This window comes from Streptomyces flaveolus, from assembly GCF_000716535.1.
In the GTDB taxonomy this organism is placed as follows: Bacteria; Actinomycetota; Actinomycetes; order Streptomycetales; family Streptomycetaceae; genus Streptomyces; species Streptomyces flaveolus_A.
The window spans coordinates 70,614-87,440 of sequence record NZ_JNWV01000023.1; the positions used below are offsets into that span (position 1 = coordinate 70,614).

At 72.3% G+C, this 16,827-nt stretch carries 14 protein-coding genes; 6 read left to right on the forward strand and 8 right to left on the reverse strand.

What is annotated here, in order from left to right:
* Positions 1-3: 3 nt before the first annotated feature.
* Positions 4-384 carry an antibiotic biosynthesis monooxygenase family protein gene (locus OO52_RS24965; protein WP_030646003.1) on the forward strand — a complete coding sequence of 127 codons (381 nt, stop codon included), beginning with the start codon at positions 4-6 and terminating at the stop codon, positions 382-384.
* A gap of 153 nt (positions 385-537) precedes the next feature.
* Entirely contained in the window at positions 538-939 is a 402-nt protein-coding gene (locus tag OO52_RS24970; protein ID WP_030646005.1) for a hypothetical protein, read from the forward strand.
* On the opposite strand, the gene OO52_RS24975 is transcribed toward OO52_RS24970, so the two are convergent.
* Positions 926-1,804, reverse strand: coding sequence for an alpha/beta fold hydrolase (locus tag OO52_RS24975; protein ID WP_030646007.1), 879 nt, complete (start codon positions 1,802-1,804; stop codon positions 926-928). The two genes, OO52_RS24970 and OO52_RS24975, sit on opposite strands and share 14 nt — an antisense overlap.
* A 186-nt stretch (positions 1,805-1,990) precedes the next feature.
* Between OO52_RS24975 and OO52_RS24980 the strand changes: the two genes are divergently transcribed.
* From OO52_RS24980 to arr, 4 genes are all read left to right on the forward strand, one after another.
* Positions 1,991-2,692, forward strand: a complete 702-nt coding sequence (locus tag OO52_RS24980; RefSeq protein WP_030646009.1) for a helix-turn-helix transcriptional regulator — start codon at positions 1,991-1,993, stop codon at positions 2,690-2,692.
* A gap of 48 nt (positions 2,693-2,740) precedes the next feature.
* On the forward strand, positions 2,741-3,334 hold the full coding sequence (locus OO52_RS24985; RefSeq protein ID WP_051818490.1) for a DUF3291 domain-containing protein: 594 nt from the start codon (positions 2,741-2,743) through the stop codon (positions 3,332-3,334).
* 71 nt (positions 3,335-3,405) lie between these two features.
* A complete protein-coding gene (locus OO52_RS24990; protein ID WP_030646012.1) occupies positions 3,406-6,201 on the forward strand; it encodes a SpoIIE family protein phosphatase in 2,796 nt (931 codons plus the stop codon).
* 252 nt (positions 6,202-6,453) lie between these two features.
* Positions 6,454-6,882: an NAD(+)--rifampin ADP-ribosyltransferase gene (gene arr, locus OO52_RS24995; RefSeq protein ID WP_030646014.1), complete on the forward strand. Its 429-nt coding sequence runs from the start codon at positions 6,454-6,456 to the stop codon at positions 6,880-6,882.
* Positions 6,883-7,265: 383 nt separating this feature from the next.
* Here arr and OO52_RS25000 read toward each other — a convergent pair whose 3' ends face one another.
* The 7 genes from OO52_RS25000 to OO52_RS25030 form a co-directional block, all read right to left on the reverse strand.
* On the reverse strand, positions 7,266-8,174 hold the full coding sequence (locus tag OO52_RS25000) for a universal stress protein (RefSeq protein WP_051818492.1): 909 nt from the start codon (positions 8,172-8,174) through the stop codon (positions 7,266-7,268).
* Positions 8,175-8,200: 26 nt separating this feature from the next.
* Entirely contained in the window at positions 8,201-9,106 is a 906-nt protein-coding gene (locus OO52_RS25005; protein WP_030646018.1) for a universal stress protein, read from the reverse strand.
* A 295-nt stretch (positions 9,107-9,401) separates the two neighbouring features.
* On the reverse strand, positions 9,402-9,845 hold the full coding sequence (locus OO52_RS25010) for a universal stress protein (protein ID WP_030646020.1): 444 nt from the start codon (positions 9,843-9,845) through the stop codon (positions 9,402-9,404).
* Positions 9,846-10,431: 586 nt separating this feature from the next.
* Positions 10,432-11,307 carry a universal stress protein gene (locus OO52_RS25015; RefSeq protein ID WP_030646022.1) on the reverse strand — a complete coding sequence of 292 codons (876 nt, stop codon included), beginning with the start codon at positions 11,305-11,307 and terminating at the stop codon, positions 10,432-10,434.
* 252 nt (positions 11,308-11,559) lie between these two features.
* Complete coding sequence (locus tag OO52_RS25020) at positions 11,560-12,585, reverse strand: alcohol dehydrogenase catalytic domain-containing protein (protein WP_030646024.1); 1,026 nt, start codon at positions 12,583-12,585, stop codon at positions 11,560-11,562.
* Positions 12,586-12,756: 171 nt separating this feature from the next.
* On the reverse strand, positions 12,757-15,141 hold the full coding sequence (locus OO52_RS25025; RefSeq protein WP_030646026.1) for a phosphoketolase family protein: 2,385 nt from the start codon (positions 15,139-15,141) through the stop codon (positions 12,757-12,759).
* Between the two features lie 403 nt (positions 15,142-15,544).
* A complete protein-coding gene (locus OO52_RS25030) occupies positions 15,545-16,552 on the reverse strand; it encodes an Acg family FMN-binding oxidoreductase (protein WP_030646028.1) in 1,008 nt (335 codons plus the stop codon).
* Positions 16,553-16,827: the final 275 nt, after the last annotated feature.

A 16,827-nucleotide genomic window follows, 5' to 3' on the forward strand; every position in this document is an offset into this window, starting at 1 on the left:
GCCATGAGCGAGCACCCGGAAGCGCCTGTCATGCCCGTCGAGGCCTACGAACCCCCCTACTACGTGGCTGTCTTCACTACGGTGCGAACCCAAGACCAGAGCGGCTACAGCGAGACCAACGCACGCATGGAGGACCTGGTGAAGGACGTCCCCGGGTTCCTGGGGATGGACCACGCGCAGACTCCTGGCGGGCTGGGCATCACCGTCGGGTACTTCCGCGACGCGGACGCCCTCACGGAGTGGCGGAACAACGCCGAGCACCGCGCGGCGCAGAAGCGCGGGCGAGCCGAGTGGTACCAGAGTTACACGCTGCACGTGGCGAAGGTGGAGCGGAGCCACGGGTATTCGCGAGCGGAGGTCCCGCAGGGCCCGACAGCGGCTTGACCAACCGACGTCACGTCAGCGCTCGTCCCGGTCGTCGGCGTCCACCCGTCGGCCGGCGCTGGTGGGCCGCTGTCCCGAGTGGCCCAAGTGGCGGGAGCAACGGCCCGGGGCCAGCCTGGAAAGGTCGATCGAACGACAGGACGGGAGACGCACATGACCTCTGTACTCCGTCACCACTGCCTTCGTGCGCTCGGCGCCGGTGCCCTCTCCGTGGCGCTGCTGTCCGGCGGGACGGCCGGAGCCCTGGCCGTGGTCCCGACCCCCGGCACCATGGCCTCGATCACCGTGAAGGCCGAGAAGACCGAGGTGAAGGCCGGGGACAAGGTGACGTTCACCGGCCGCACCAAGGGCCTGAAGGTCGGCTCCCCGCTCGTGCTCCAACACGAGAAGGGCGGCAAGTGGACCTCGCTCAGGGCGACCGCCAAGGTCAAGAAGGGCAGCTCGTACGCCCTGATCGCCAAGCTCAACACCAAGGGCACCGAGCATCTGCGGATCGCGGGCGCGAGCGCGGCCGGGAAGGTCTACTCGCCCACGGTGACGGTCAAGGTGAAGTAGGCCGCCCCCAGAAGGCGAGCAGTGCGGTGACGAGAGACTCCGGAGCCTCCTCGGCCATGTGGTGTCCGGAGTCGATCGGGGAGCCCTCCAGTCGGCCGGCCGCCCAGGGGCGCCAGACGCTCGGCACGTCGCCGTAGAGGTCGGCCATGTCGTCGTGGGTGGCCCACAGCACTTGCACGGGGCAGACGATGCGCCGGCCGGTCCGCCGGTCGGTGTCGTCGTGTTCGCGGTCGATGCCGAGGCCGGCGCGGTAGTCCTCGCACATGGCGTGCACGGTGGCCGGGTCGTGAACGGCGCGGCGGTAGTCGTCGTACGCTTCGGCGCCCATCGGCTCGGCGGTGGCCTTGTACCAGGCGTCCGGGTCGGCGTTGATGACGCGTTCGGCGGGCTTGTCGGTCTGCCCGAGGAAGAACCAGTGCCACCAGCGGGCGGCGAAAGTGGCGTCACAGCGCCGTAGTGCTTCCCCGATGGGGACGGCGTCCAACACGCTGACGGCGGACACGGCTTCCGGGTGGTCCAGGGCGAGGCGCGTGGCCACGTAGGCGCCCCGGTCGTGCCCGACGACGGTGAACCGGTCGTGCCCGAGGCCGCGCATGACCGCGAGGCAGTCGCCGGCCATGGCGCGCTTGGAGTACGGGCTGTGCTGCGGGTCGGTCGGGGGCTTGTCGGACTCTCCGTAACCGCGCAGGTCGGGGCAGACGACCGTGTGGCCCGCCGCGGCCAGCAACGGGGCTACGCGGTGCCAGGTGGCGTGCGTACGCGGGTGCCCGTGCAGAAGCAGGACCGCGGGACCGCTGCCGCCGTGGCGCACCCGCAACCGCACCCCGTCGCCCTCACGACGTGTCAACGTGAACCCGTCGAACATGAGACCTCCTTGTGGCCGGGACCTCACGGCTCCCCTGCCCGGAACGCTTCATGCGCACGGTCGTCGCAGTGGACTGCCAGTCGCCGGGTCCGGTGCGGCCGGCCCGCCGGGGCGTTCTTCGGGTGGCACCGGCCGGACCGGACCCGCCTTTCTATCTCCAAGCCGGATTGTTCATAGAATGGCCGGGTGGAGGACATCGACTCGATCGCGCTGTTGCAGGATCCGGTGCGGCGCCGCCTGTACGAGTACGTGGCGGCACAGGGCCGCGAGGTCGGCCGCAACGAGGCCGCCGAGGCGGCCGGGGTGGCACGCACGCTCGCCGCGCACCATCTGGACAAGCTGGCCGAGGCGGGCTTGCTGGAATGCGGTAGCCGCCGCCTGACGGGCCGCTCGGGGCCGGGGGCCGGCCGTCCCGCCAAGGTGTACACGCGGGCCCGGGTAGAGCGGTCGGTGTCGCTGCCCGCCCGCGACTACCGCACCGCCGCCGAACTGCTCGCCGAGGCCGCCGAGCAGGCCGGGCTGGACGCGGGGCTGTGCGCGGCCGCACGCCGCCGGGGCGAGGCCCTGCGCGGCTCGGCGGCGCCCTGCGGCAGCCTCGAGGAGGCCATGCGGGTGCTGGCCGCCCGCGGTTACGAACCGCACCTGGAAGGCGCCGAGGGTACCGACGGTGTCCAGGCCGCCGAAGGCACCGAGGGGACGACCGGGGGCGCCGCACGCGTCGTCCGGATGCGCAACTGCCCCTTCCACGCCGTCGCCGAACGCTTCCCGCCACTCGTCTGCGGCATGAACCTCGCGCTGCTGGAGGGCTTGCTCGGCACGGACGGTTCCGTCCGCGCCCGCATGGACGCCAGACCAGGAGAGTGCTGCGTCGTGGTCGAAGACTTCTAAAAACAACGGTGATTGACATAGAAAGTGGGGGCGTGCTGGGATGAGGCCATGACCGCATCCGCGCCCGCCGCCCACCTCGCCGAGCTCAACGTCGCCACCCTCCGACACCCCTTCGACGACCCGCGTATGACGCCGTTCGTCGAGATGCTCGACCCGGTCAACTCCGCCGCCGACGGCGCGCCCGGCTTCGTGTGGCGACTCGTGGAGGAGGGGGCGGCCGACGCCACCGGCCTGCGCCCGGCGGGCGAGGACGTCATCGTCAACCTGTCCGTGTGGGAGACCCAGGAGGCCCTGTGGGACTTCACCTACCGCAGCGGGCACCTGGAGGTCATGCGGCGGCGCCGCGAATGGTTCGAACGGCACGTCGAGGCGCACCTGGTGCTCTGGTGGATCCCCGCCGGTCACCTCCCGACCGCCGGCGAGGCCCTGGAGCGGCTGGCGGACCTGCGGGCGCACGGGCCGTCCCCGCGCGCGTTCACCTTCGCGTCCTCATACACCGCGGCAGAGGCCGCCCGGCACATCCAGGCGGTGCGGCCGGCACACGTCGAGCAGGCCACCCGGAGCGCTCGGCCGACGCCGGCCGCGGACTCGGCGGCGGTTCAGGTCGTCTCCCCCACCACGGGCAGGCAAGCGCGCTTCTGAACCCGCCGGTTGAGCGTGCCTGAGCGGCCGAACCGAGGCAAGCGCCCTATTTGCCCGATTATCCTGGAGCTGTGGAGTCGTACCCAACTCCTTCGGGCAGCGATCCGGGCGACCGGTCACCGCTGGTCGGCGGAGTGCGCCCGGAGATCCTCGCTTCCTGGCAGCGCTCGCAGTCTCTCGGCATCGACCGCGAGCGGGCGGCTCTGCCGATCGAGAGCGACCTGGATCCCGACTCCCGGCTGATCAGGGCCGCCGCACCGGTGCTGACCCGACTGTACGAACGGTTCTCGGGCGTACCGGTCACCGTGGCGCTGGCCGACTCGCGGGCGCACATCGTGGACCGGTGGGGCGACCCGGCGGGGCTGAAACTGATGGACGCCGCGTCCCTGGTGCCGGGCGCCAACGTCGACGAGCGGTTCATGGGAACCAGCAGCGTCAGCATGGTGCTGAGCACCAGGGCGCCGTTCGTGGTCGTGGGCCACGAACACTTTTTGCACGACCTCAAGGAGCTCACCTGCATGGCCGCGCCGGTGCGCGACCCGGTGGGCGGCACCGTGCGGGGCGCGGTCAACCTCTCCGTGCCCCGGGAGCTGGCCGACCCCGGCATGGCGATGGTCCTCCAAGACGCCACCGATCGCATCGGGGAACGCCTGCTGGAGCTGGGCACGGCCCGCGAACTCGAACTCACGCACTCCTTCCGCCGGGCCATGGAGCGCGGCGGGCACGCCGAGCTGGACCTCGACTCGGGAGAGCTGTCCCGGCGCGGCGGACCGCCACCCCGGCTGGCCTCGCAGGAGCGGCTCATCCTGCTGGAACGTGCCATCGAGCTGATCTCCTCACCCGGTCAGGCATTCGCCGAGGTGCCGCTCGCGGGCAGTCGCGTGGCCGTCCTGCGCCGACGGGAGCTGCACCACGGCGACGCGGAGGGGGCGGCGGTCGAGGTCAGCTTCGAGGACACCGGCGGCACCGGTGGGGCACGTCCGGCTGCCGCGACCGCCTCCGGTCGTCGTGAGCCGCTCCTGGACCGCCGCGGCAAGACGGAGAAGCCGCACGCCGCCGGAGCGACCGACGCGTGGCTGCTGCTCGTGGGCGAGCCCGGTGTCGGCCGGCTCGCCGCCGAGGCGCGCGGACGGCTGGCCCTGCTGAACGAGGCGGGTGTCCGACTCGGCACCACCCTGGACCTGCGGCGTACCGCCGAGCAACTGGCGGAGATCACCGTTCCGCGCTTCGCCGACCTGGTCGTCGTCGACCTCGTCGAGAGCGTCCTGGCGGGCGAAGAGCCACCGCCCGGGCCCCTGCGCCCCGACGTACCACTGCGCCGGGTGGCCGCCTGGGCCGGCGAGGACTCCCGCGACCTCCCGATCCGCGGGGCCGACGAGCCGACCGGCTACCCCGCCGGCACACCCCAGGCCCGCTGTCTGGAGGCCGGGCAGCCGGTCACGGACTCGGTGGTGACCGCGGCCCTGACCGGGCACCCGGCCGGCCGGGTGCACCCCGTCGACTTCCTCGGCGAGGGTGAGCACTCCTACCTGGGCGCCCCGCTGTCCGCGCGCGGCTCCGTCCTCGGTCTCGCGGGGTTCTACCGCCGCGGCAGGGCGAGGCCGTACGAGCAGGACGACCTGACACTGGCGGGCGAGCTGGCGGCCCGTGCCGCGATCAGCATGGACAACGCCCGCCGCTACGGCCGGGAGCAGCGCGCCTCCCTCACCCTGCAACGCAGCCTGCTGCCGCACGCCCTGCCCCGGCTGAGCACCGTCGGCCTCGCCTCCCGCTATCTGCCCGCGGACGCCAGGTCAGGTGTGGGCGGGGACTGGTTCGACGCGATCCCGCTGTCGGGCATGCGCGTGGCGCTGGTCGTCGGTGACGTGCCCGGAAACGGGCTGCAGGCGGCGGCGACCATGGGCCGGCTGCGTACGGCGGTACGGACGCTGGCCGGTCTGGACCTGCTGCCCGAGGAGGTGCTGGCCCACCTGGACGACCTGGTCAGCCGCACTCCCGACGAAGAGGTGGACGAACAGGACCCGGCGACGGGAACGACCTGCCTGTACGCGATCTACGACCCGGTGTCCTGCCGGTGCACGGCGGCGACGGCCGGTCATCCGCCGCCCGCCCTGCTGGCCCCGGACGGGAAGGCGCGGCTGATCGACCTCCCGACCGGTCCGCCGCTCGGGCTCGGCGGTATCCAGCCGTACGAGTCCGCCACCGTCGACCTGCCCGCGGGCAGCCTGCTGACGATGTACACCGACGGCCTGCTGAAGGAGAGCCGCGGCTACGAGGACACCGAGGCGCGCACCGCGCAACTGCTGGCCGCCCTGAAGCTCGCCGGTCCGGATCTGGAGGACACCTGCGACCGGGTCACGGACACCCTGCTGTCCAGCGGCCCGTACGACGACGCGGCCCTGCTGCTGGCCCGTGTGCACGCGCTGCCCGAGGACCGGGTGGCGTCCTGGGAATTCCCGCCCGACCCCGCGGCCGTTGCCCGGGCCAGGGCGCTGACCCGGGCTCAGCTCGCCACCTGGGGCATGTCGGAGCTGGACTTCAACACCGGGCTGGTGGTCAGCGAGTTGGTCACCAACGCCGTGCGGTACGGCGGCCCTGGGCCGGTGGGCCTGCGGCTGCTGCGCGACGACTCACTGATCTGCGAGGTCTCCGACGGCAGCAACACCTCTCCGCGCATCAGACGCGCGGCCACGACCGAGGAGGGCGGGCGCGGCCTGTTCCTCGTGGCGCAGTTCACCAAGAGCTGGGGTGCCCGCTACATGCCACAGGGCAAAACGGTGTGGGCCGAGCAGATTCCGCAGCCGGAGCAGTCCGGGCCCGAGACGGACGAGCAGACACTGCTGGACCTTTTCGACGACCTCGACTGAAGCGCCGGCCGGCAGGGCGAGGTCGCGTTCGGTCGGTCGGGGACGGCACCCAGGGTGGCGTAGCTGGGCCTCGCTGGTCGTGTTCCTGCTGTCGTGAAGCGGTCCGAGGGCAAGGTGGTCCCGCTCTCCGGTACCGCCCGCGGCGGCCCAGCAAGTAGGGGCGGTGATCGAGCCGTTGTCGGCTTCGTCGCGGATCCACCGGTAGCTGCTGTGGTTCCCTGTTACCCCGAGCCCAGGCCCCGAGGAGCAGCCATGACCAGCGCCCCTGTCCCCTTCCAGGTGTACGAGGCGGGAACCTACCTGCACGGTACGAAGGCCGACCTCGCTCCCGGGGATCTGCTGGTCCCCGGGCACGCGTCCAACTACGAGGAAGGGCGCACGTCCCGCCACGTCTACGTCTCCGAGACCCTGGATGCCGCCACCTGGGGCGCCGAGCTGGCGGCCGGCGACGGACCGGGGCGGATCTACGTGGTGGAGCCAACCGGTGACCTGGAGGACGATCCCAACGTCACCGACAAGAAGTTCCCGGGCAATCCCACCCGCTCCTATCGCACACGCGAGCCCGTACGCATCGTTTCGGAGCTCAAGGGCTGGGTCGGGCACTCCCCCGAACAGATCGATGCCATGCTGAACGGGCTGGCCGACCTTCGCCGCCGCGGCATCGCCACGATCCTGGACTGACGAGGGCCAAGGGGCCGTGGGAGTGGACTGTCGGCACGCCCCATGGCCGGGAGGCCGCTGCCGATCCACCCGTAGCGCACCCCGGCGTCCACCGGCCGACCGACTGGTGACCGATCCGGCGGAACTTGCCCGCGTCCGGGGGCTGTTGCGGCCCTGGCACCCACAGACGGCACGGAGCAGGCGGTGCGCTTCCACCCCGAGCTGGTCACGGGTGCCCGACTGACGGAGCGGGGCGGGACGGTGACGGCACCCGGCTGACGACTGCCGCGCACGGCAGAGGCGGCAGGGCACGGAAGTACGCGCCCACCGGCCGGCGCCGGTGTGGCCCCGGTGGTCCGGAGACGATCGCTTCGGTCATGGCGGTCACGCCTCTTCTTCGGGGCTCAGGCCGGCTCGGGTACGACCGCCACCGGGCAGGCGGCGTGGTGCAGCACGCCATGGGCGACACGGCCCAGTTGGAGCCCGTGGTGGCCTCGGCGGCGTCGGGCTCCGACCACGAGCAGGTCGGCTTCACGGGAGACGGCCAACAGGGCGTCCCGTGCGTGGCCCTCGACGGTACGTCGTCGTACCCGCAGGCCGGACGGGATGTCCCGCAGCGCGTCCTCTACCGCCTCGACGGCCTGTTGCTCGTGCACGTGGGCCGGTTGGCCGACGATCAGCGGATGCGCACGGGGCTCGTGCAGGGGACGGCGCCAGGCCCGGACGGCTTCCAGCGGGACCCCGCGCAGCACGGCCTCCTCGATCGCGAACCTCACCGCGGCCGATCCCGCCGGCTTCGAACCCACTCCCAGGACGATGCGACCACGTGCCCCTGAGTGCGCCTGGTTGTCGTGGCTTCCGCGCAGCACGATGACCGGGCAGTGCGCGTGTCCGGCCACCGCGACGCTGACCGATCCGAGGAGTGACTCGATCACGCCGCTGCGGCCGCGGCAGCCCAGCACCACCGCCAGGGCGCTGCGGCTCTCGCGTATCAGGCCGTGCTCCGGTTCCTCGGGCAGCACATCGGTGGTGGCCTTCACCCCGGGCTGGCGACGACGGGCGCGCCGCTCGGCGGCCCCGATGATGTCATCGGCCATCACCTCCTCCGAGGGCTCGCCGAACTCCTGGGCCGTGGCCGCACCTTCGTAGCGCGCCCAGAGCGAGGCGTACACCAGGCGGAGCGACGCCCCCCGCAGGACCGCCTCGTCGGCAGCCCAGTCCACGGCCCGCATGCTCGGCTCGGAACCGTCGACGCCGACGACCAGGGGCAGATCCAGATGCTCTCCGTGGAGCTGTGCGGCTGATGCGCTCATGGCTTGTCCTCCTGCGGAGTGCTGGGTCAGGTGTGCGCGACGACCGCGACGGGGGCGCCGATGTGGTGCAGCGCGGAGTGCGTGACATGGCCGATGTGCGCACCGAACGAGTGACGGCGGATACGTCGTCCGACGACCACCAGGGAGGCGTCACGGGAGTCGTTCACGAGGACCTGTGGAGCGCTGCCGCACCGGCTCGCTTCGAGCACCTCCACGTCCGGGAACTTCTGCCGCCAGGGGCGCAGCACCTTGCCGAGGAGGGCGGCTTGCCCGCGTTCGAGCGAGCCGTGCAGCCTGGCGTCACCGGAGAAGCCGTGGAACGAGGCCGACGGCTCGGGCCAGGCGTGGACGGCCCGCAGGGCAGTCTTCCGGCGGGCGGCGGCGTCGAAGGCGAAGTCCAGCAGCGTGTCGTCCGGGCGGTCGATGTCGAGGCCGAGCACCACGGGCCGGAAGGGCGCCGCGGCGGACGGTACGCCCGACGGGTCCATCTCGTGCTCGTCGGCGGCCTGCTCCCCCGCACGCACCAGCACGACCGGGCGCTCGGCGCGGGCCACGACGCCCAGACTCACCGAGCCGAGCATGAACCCGCTGAACCCGCCCATGCCCCGCGAACCCAGCGCCAGCAGCTCGGCGGAGCCCGCCGCCTCGCAGAGGACACCGGTCACGGTCCCCGTGAGCTGCTCGGTGATCACCTCGATGCCCGGGTGGCGCAGCCGGATTCCGTCCGCGGACTCGTGTGTCAGCCGCTGGGCCCAGTTCCGGTGACTCTCCGGGTCCAGCAGTGGTGTCCGGGCCACATGCCCGGGCGTCGGCCCCCGCACATGGACGATCTTCAGCGGCAGGCCGCGCAGCAGGGCTTCGCGCGCCGCCCACTCGGCTGCGGCCCGGCTCTCGGGCGAGTCGTCGAGACCTACGGTGACAGTGCGTGACATCGTCTCCGTCTCCCCGGGGAGGAATCCGGTACCAGTGTGGCGCCGCGGACGGCGCGCGATCAGGGGCCGTACGGCCCCACCGGGAACCGACCGGCCTCTCCGAGACGCACGCCGGTGGGGCTTTGCGCGGCCGGACGGTCCGTCTCCTTCCAGGATGTGCCGGAAGACAGGACGTGTCTGCGCCGTCCTTCGAGGCGCTTACGGAGTCTCGTGCACGGCACCGCTCGCCACAGCGGCCGACGGCGATCACCAAGCCGTCCCCCGATCCCGGCCCCGGCCCCCTGCCGGGCCCTGGTCACCGCTTCGCGGAGCGCACGATCACGACCGGGCAGCTCGCGTGCTGCGACACGTGCTGGCTGACGGAGCCGAGCAGGGCGCGCGCGAAGCCGCCCCTGCCCCGGCTGCCGACGACCAGGATCTCGGCTCCTTCGGCGGCTCGCAGCAGGACGTCGGCGGGGTTGCCGTGCACCACGTGGGTCCGCACGGAGCCGGCCGTGTCCGCGCCGAGCACGTCGGTCAGCTCATGGCTCATCTTCTGGCGCGTCTCGTCCTCGTCGACGTCCATGTCGACGGCGGGCCCCGACCAGCCGTACAGGCCCGGCAGCTCCCACACCGCGACCGCTTCCACGGTGCCGTCGACCAGGCCGGCGTAACGCACGGCCCAGCGCAGGGCGTCGTACGAGGACTGCGACCCGTCGACACCGACCACCACCCGGCGCTCGGAGGCACCCTTGTCCATGCGTCCCACCTCTCTTCGGCGTATGTGCCCGCCGGGCCGGTCCGCCCCTGTCCCCCACGCTGCGGGACCCGTCGCCGCACCGCCAGAGATGCGCATCCGGCGGCGTGACGGACGGCTGCGTGCCCTCGGCGCTCGTGGGGCGCCGCCGAGCCGGTTCCCTTCCACTTGCTCCCGCCGTCGTGCGATTCGGCGCTGCTCCCGGGTACACGGGGAGGGATGCTGGGTGTGTAGCCGGCGACTGTCCGGGCATCGGGCAGGCCCGACCGCCCGGAAGGGCCCGGCGTTCCCAAGCGGACCCAGCACTCGCGAATTGGAGGGCCGATGAGCCGACGCACTCAAGCTGACGCGCGGGCCGAGCGGACCTGCCGCGGCCCGGCGCTGCCATCGGCGAAGAAGACGCGGCGGCGAGCGGGGCCCCGGCCGGCCGGCTCGAGCCGGTTGAGCGCTCGCAGCGCCGACGGCGAACGGATGCTGCTGCCCGGCGGCACATGGCGGCGCGTCGAGACCATCCGGGTGCGAAGCCTGTTCGGTTGAGGGCGGCCCACAGGACCGCTCCCGACCGTGCCCGCAGATGCCGCACCGCGGCTCACTGCCGTTCGGGCACGACCGCGACCGGGCACTGGGCATGGTGCAGGAGGGCAAGGCCCACGCGGCCGAGCTGGAGTCCGGAGTGACCCCTTCTGCGTCGTGCCCCGATGATCACGAGGTCCGCGGCTGCCGACCGGTCCACGAGGATCCTGCCGGCCGGCCCCTCGACGGTCGCCGGACGCGTCCGGACATGCGGATACTCGTCGATCGCGGCCATGAGCGGGGCGTCGACGACGGATGACGGTCGCTCCCCGGACGTGTCGACCGGCCCTTCGGCCCGTACCCGGTTGCCGTTCCTGTCGAAGGCGGGCCTGCGCCAGGCACGCACGACGTCGAGGACGCAGCCGCGCACCTCGGCATCCCGGAAGGCGAAACGCACGGCTTCCGCGCCGGTACCGGCTGCACCGAGGCCGAGCAGGATCCGCTCATGCCCGCCCGCCAGGCCCACCCGGTCACCCCGGACCACGACCGCCGGGCAGGGGGCTCGGGCCGCCACGGCCAGACCGACCGACCCGAGCAGGAGTCCCTTCAGTTGCCCGCGGCCACGCGAACCGGTCACCAGCGCGAAGGCTTCGCCGCCCTCCCGCACGAGAGCGGCCGCCGCGTCCTCGAAAACGATGCCAGTGGTGATCTTCACCTCCGGGTTGCGTCGTTGCGCCCGGTCGGCCGCCGAGGCCACGATGTGCTCGGCCGGCACCTGCTCGGAGGGCCGTCCCGGCCCCGGGGAGGGCAGGCCCACCTCGTAGCGCTCCCAGAGGGAGGCGTGGACCAGCCTGAGCGGAAGTCCGTGGCGGCCGGCTTCGTCCACGGCCCAGTCGACCGCGACGAGGCTCGACTCCGATCCGTCGACTCCCACGACCAGAGGGAGTGCCATCGTCACCACCGCCGTTCCCGGGGCCGCCTGCCGCGCCGCACAGCATGAGAGCGTTCGGGCCGGCTCGTCGGTCCGTCGGCCCCCTGCTCCGTGGCCGGAGCGCGCCCGGCGACCTCCTGCCTTCCCTCGCATCGTCCCGCCGCACGCCGTGCCCGTCACGGGCCGGATGGCTCCCGGCCGGTGGGCTGGTACACCCCCACCGGGGGGCGGAGCTGTCCACGCCCACGGCGACCGGACCGCCGATGACGGACGTCACCGGTGCAGCACGACTTTCAGCGCGCCCGTGCCGGTGCCGTGTGCGAAGACCTCGTAGGCGTCCTCCATGGCGTCGAGACCGAAGGTGTGGGTGACCAGCGGGGAGACGGCCAGTTGGCCGAACCTGATCAACTCCAGCAGCCACGGTGTGGAGGACGTGTCCACCTGCCCCATGCTGATCGTCACGTTCTTGCGCCACAGGGACTCGAGATGCAGTGCCGTCGGTCTGCCGTGTGTGCCGATGTTGGCGATGTGTCCCCCTGCCCGGACGGCTCGCGTACACAGCAGGAAGCCGTCCGGATCACCGGACGCCTCGATGACCACGTCGGCGCCCGGCCCCTCGGACAGCTCGGTGATCATCCTTCCCGGCGATTCGGCGGCATCCGCCCCCACCCGGGCAGCGGTTTCGAGCCGTGAGCCGGCCAGGTCGACGACGATGATCCTGCGGGGCGAGTAGAGCCGCGCGACAACGACCGTGGCGAGGCCGACGGGGCCGCCACCCACCACGACGACGGTGTCTCCCGGACCGACGTGTCCGTTGCGGACCCCGACCTCGTAGGCGGTCGGGAGGAGTTCGGCGAGCAGCACCGCGTCATCGAGCGGGAGGTCGGAGGGCCGCCGGGTGGTGGAGTGGTCGGCGAACGGCACGCGCACGAGCTCGGCCTGTGTGCCGTTGATCAGACTCCCCAGGATCCATCCGCCGCCACCGCGGCACTGCCCGTACCGGCCGTCGTGGCACTCCCGGCAATCCCCGCAGGCCGAGACGGACGACACGATCACCTGGTCGCCGAGGCGCAGGTGGTTGACCCGTCTACCGGTCTCCACGACCTCGCCGACGGCCTCGTGACCGAGAACGGTCCCCGGCTTCACCTCGGGGAAGTCGCCCCGCCGGATGTGCAGGTCGGTGCCGCAGACGGTGGTCGCGTCGACGCGCACGACGGCGTCGGTCGCCTCCTCGATCACGGGGTCGGGCACGGTGTCCCAGGAGGTCTGTGCCGGGCCGTGGTAGACGAGCGCTCGCACCGAACTCACTCCCTCGCTCCCCCACCTACACGGTCGCCCCCGTGATGCCGCCGGGCAACACGGGCGTACGGCCGTCAGCGCCTGTTGTGAACGTATTGCACGTACTGGATGTCCTGGACGTACGGAAGGAGCGCCTCGGCGATGCTTGCCGGGGCGCTGTGGTGAGGCGGTTCAGCCGTCCCATGTCCAGTCGGCGACCTCGGGCAGGTCCATGCCGTGTTCCCGGATGTGGACGTGGTGGCGCTGCCGGGCGTCCTCCATGCGCTGGCGTACGGCGGCCGCGCGGACGGCGAGGCCGGGGACGCGGTCGATGACGTCCATGACCAGGCGGTAGCGGTCCAGGTCGTTGCGGACCACCATGTCGAAGGGGGTGGTCGTCGTGCCGATCTCCTTGTAGCCGCGCACGTGCAGGTGGCGGTGTCCGGTACGGCGGTAGGCCAGGCGGTGGATGAGCCAGGGGTAGCCGTGGTAGGCGAAGATCACCGGCTTGTCGGCCGTGAAGAGCCCGTCGTACTCGAAGTCGCTCATGCCGTGCGGGTGTTCCTCGCTCGGCAGGAGCCGGGCGATGTCGACCACGTTGACCACGCGCACGGTCAGGGCGGGCAGGTGGCGGCGCAGCAGTTGGGCCGCGGCGAGCACCTCCTGGGTCGGCACGTCACCCGCGCACGCGAGCACCACGTCCGGTTCCCGTGTGCCGTCCTCACTGCCGGCCCACTCCCAGATGCCGGCGCCCCGGGCGCAGTGGACCTTCGCCTCCTCCATCGACAGCCAGTCGAAGCAGGGCTGTTTGCCCGCCACGATGACGTTGACGTAGTCGCGGCTGCGCAGGGCGTGGTCCGCGACGGACAGCAGCGTGTTCGCGTCCGGTGGGAAGTAGACCCGTACGGCCTCGGGGCTCTTGTTGAGGATGTGGTCGACGAAGCCGGGGTCCTGGTGGGAGAAGCCGTTGTGGTCCTGCCGCCACACGTGGGAGGTGAGGAGGTAGTTGAGGGAGGCGATGGGGGCGCGCCAGGGCAGGCGGCGGGTGGTGCGCAGCCACTTGATGTGCTGGTTGACCATCGAGTCCACGATGTGCACGAAGGCCTCGTAGCAGGAGAACAACCCGTGCCGGCCGGTGAGGAGGTAGCCCTCCAGCCAGCCCTGGCAGGTGTGCTCGGAGAGGATCTCCATCACCCGGCCGTGCCGGTCGAGGTGTTCGTCCACGTCGAGGGTGGCGGCCTGCCAGGCCTTGCCGCTGGCCGCGTAGACGGCCTGGAGCCGGTTGGAGGCGGTTTCGTCGGGGCCGACGAGGCGGAAGTCGCGGCGGTCGGTGGTCGCCTGCATGACGTCCTGGAGCATGTCACCGAGGACACGCGTGGGTTCGTGCAGGGTGGCGCCGTGCTTGTCCACCTCGACGGCGTACTTCTCCAGGGGCGGAAGAGGCAGTTCCCGCACGAGGAGGCCGCCGTTGGCGTGCGGAGTGGCACCGAGCCGTCGGGCACCCTCCGGGATGGACGCCAATACGTGCGCACGAGGGGCGCCGTGCTCTTCGAACAGTTCCTCGGGACGGTAGGAGCGCATCCATTGTTCGAGCTGCCGCAGGTGTTCCGGGTTGTCCCGCACGGCCGCCAGCGGCACCTGGTGCGCGCGCCAGGTGCCCTCGACCGGCAGTCCGTCCACCTCGGCGGGTCCGGTCCAGCCCTTGGGCGTGCGGAGCACGATCACGGGCCAGCGGGGCCGGTCCGTGGTCCGGTCCTCGCGGGCGGCCCGCTGGATGCCGGTGATGCGGTCGACCGCGGTGTCCATCGCCGCCGCCATGGCGCGGTGGACGGCCTTCGGGTCGTCACCGGTGACATGGATGGGGTCGTGACCGTAACCGCGCAGGAGTTCGTCCAGTTCGGTCTCCGGGAGCCGGGCCAGCACCGTCGGGTTGGCGATCTTGTAGCCGTTCAGGTGCAGGATCGGCAGCACGGCGCCGTCGCGGACCGGATCCAGGAACTTGTTGGAGTGCCAGGAGGCGGCCAGCGGGCCGGTCTCCGCCTCCCCGTCGCCGATCACGCAGGCGACCAGCAGTTCCGGGTTGTCGAAGGCCGCGCCGTAGGCGTGCGACAGGGAGTAGCCGAGTTCACCGCCCTCGTGAATGGAGCCGGGGGTCTCGGGGGCGACATGGCTGGGCACCCCGCCCGGGAAGGAGAACTGCTTGAACAGCCGGGCCATGCCGGCCGCGTCCCGGGTGATGTCCGGGTAGGTCTCGGTGTACGACCCCTCCAGCCAGGAGTTGGCGAGCACGGCCGGGCCGCCGTGTCCGGGCCCCCAGATGCACAGCGCGTCCAGGCCGCGGGCCTTGATGACGCGGTTGAGGTGGGTGTGCACCAGGTTCAGGCCGGGCGAGGTGCCCCAGTGGCCGAGCAGCCGCGGTTTGACGTGTTCAGGCTGGAGCGGCTCGCCCAGCAGGGGGTTGGCCATGAGATAGATCTGGCCGACGGAGAGGTAGTTCGCGGCGCGCCAGTGGGCGTCAAGGGAGGCGAGCTCCTCGTCCGAGAGTTCGGCGGGCGCCGCGTGCGTGTCGACGGACATCCGGATCCCTTTCGTGTCGGGACAGCGTTCGGGGGCTTCTTGCGTCTCGGCCTCCGCACGACCACCTTCCATCGACGCGCCGGGTTCCCGACAGGGCCGTTCGGGCCACCGACGGCGCAGCGGACGGCCCCGTAGGGCCTGACCGCCTCGGCCGACACCCGATCGGGACCACTCGTACGGCCAGTCGGGCGGCGGGGCGCCCTCAGGGCTCCGGCCGACGAGGAGCCGTCAGGGCGACGACGGTCGGCGGGGCCCCTCGGCTGAGACCGGGACGGAGACGGCCGGGGCACTGGGCTGAGACGCGACGGAGACAGCAGGGTCACTGGGCCGCGACGCGACGGAGGCAGCCGGGGCACTGGGCCGCGACCGAAGCCCGGTCCGCCGCTGTGCTGCCCTCCCCTCATCACGACCCTCCCGTCTGGACGATGTCGAGGACTTCGCGGACGGACCGCCGGGGCGTGGCGGGTCCCTGTGGTCCGTAGCCCAGGCGGAGCACCATCTGGACGTGGCCGCGGCCCGCCACGGGGTCACGGGTCAGCAGGCGCAGGTCCCGGCTCTCCAGGGCGTGGGAGGTCAGGGAGGTGGCGAGCCCCGCCAGGGTCGCCTCCAGCAGCACCCGCTGAAGCGCCTGGCCGGCCCGGAGCCAGTCGGCTGGGGTGTCGCCCGGTGTGCTCAGCAACGCCAGGTGCGGGTTCGTCTCGAACGAGGTCGTGCCGCGGTCGGCCACCGGGCGGCGGCCGGCGAAGTCACGCATGGCTGCCTTGCCGCCCCGCATGCGCGGTCCGAAGGCGTACTCCGGGACTCCGTCGGTGGCCGCGTCGGCCTCCGGTCCGAGCCGTGTCCAGCGCCGCAGGTCCCCCGCGTTCTCGGGGTGCAGGACGTCACGGCTCTCCGCGTCGTGCACCAGCTCCAGGATCGTCTCCACGTGCCAGGGTCCGGGGAACTGCAGCTCCGCCCCTTCCCGGTCCGCCGCCGCGCGCAAGGCGGCCCGGACGTCCTCCGGGATGTCCTTCTCGTCGAAGGGGTACCGGCTGGTGTGCCGCCGGCGGACGGCTGGGTGCAGACGCGCAAGATCGTCCTCCGCGGCGGCCGGGTCCGTCCCGCCCAGCCGGACGGCGGCGAGCCGCAGCGGTTCGGCGGGGTCCGGCAGCAGGCTGACCGTGGGCGTGACACCGGCGTGCGCGGCGGCGACCCGCAAGGTGAACAGTGACGCACCGCAGCCGATGTGCAGGGCGCGGTTGCCGGGGTCGGAGCTGGGCATGGCGCGGTCCAGGTCCGCGAACAGCAGCAGGACCCTCTCACTGGCCAGGAAGCGGAAGCGCCAGGGCTGTGCATTGTGCATGGAGGGAGCGGCCACGGCCTCGGCGACCAGACCGACGACCGTCTTCGTGTCCGGCTGCGGTGTGTCCATCGTGCTCTCCTGCCGACTCCGTCCCAGTACCCGGACCGCGCACAGGCGCACGTCCCGGGGCGGGGCAGCGACATCGCGGTCGGACCCGTGCAGATCCCTTCCAGGGATGGGGCACGAGGCCACCGGGCGGCCGACATGATCGATCGCGGCCCGGTCTCCGGCCCGGTGCGGTTCTGGTACTCCGTATCGATGATGTTGGCGGTCTCCCAGGCCTCCTGCCGAACGCCCCGCTGCGGGTGATGCCGCTGACCAGGTTCATCACCCCTCACGACCCG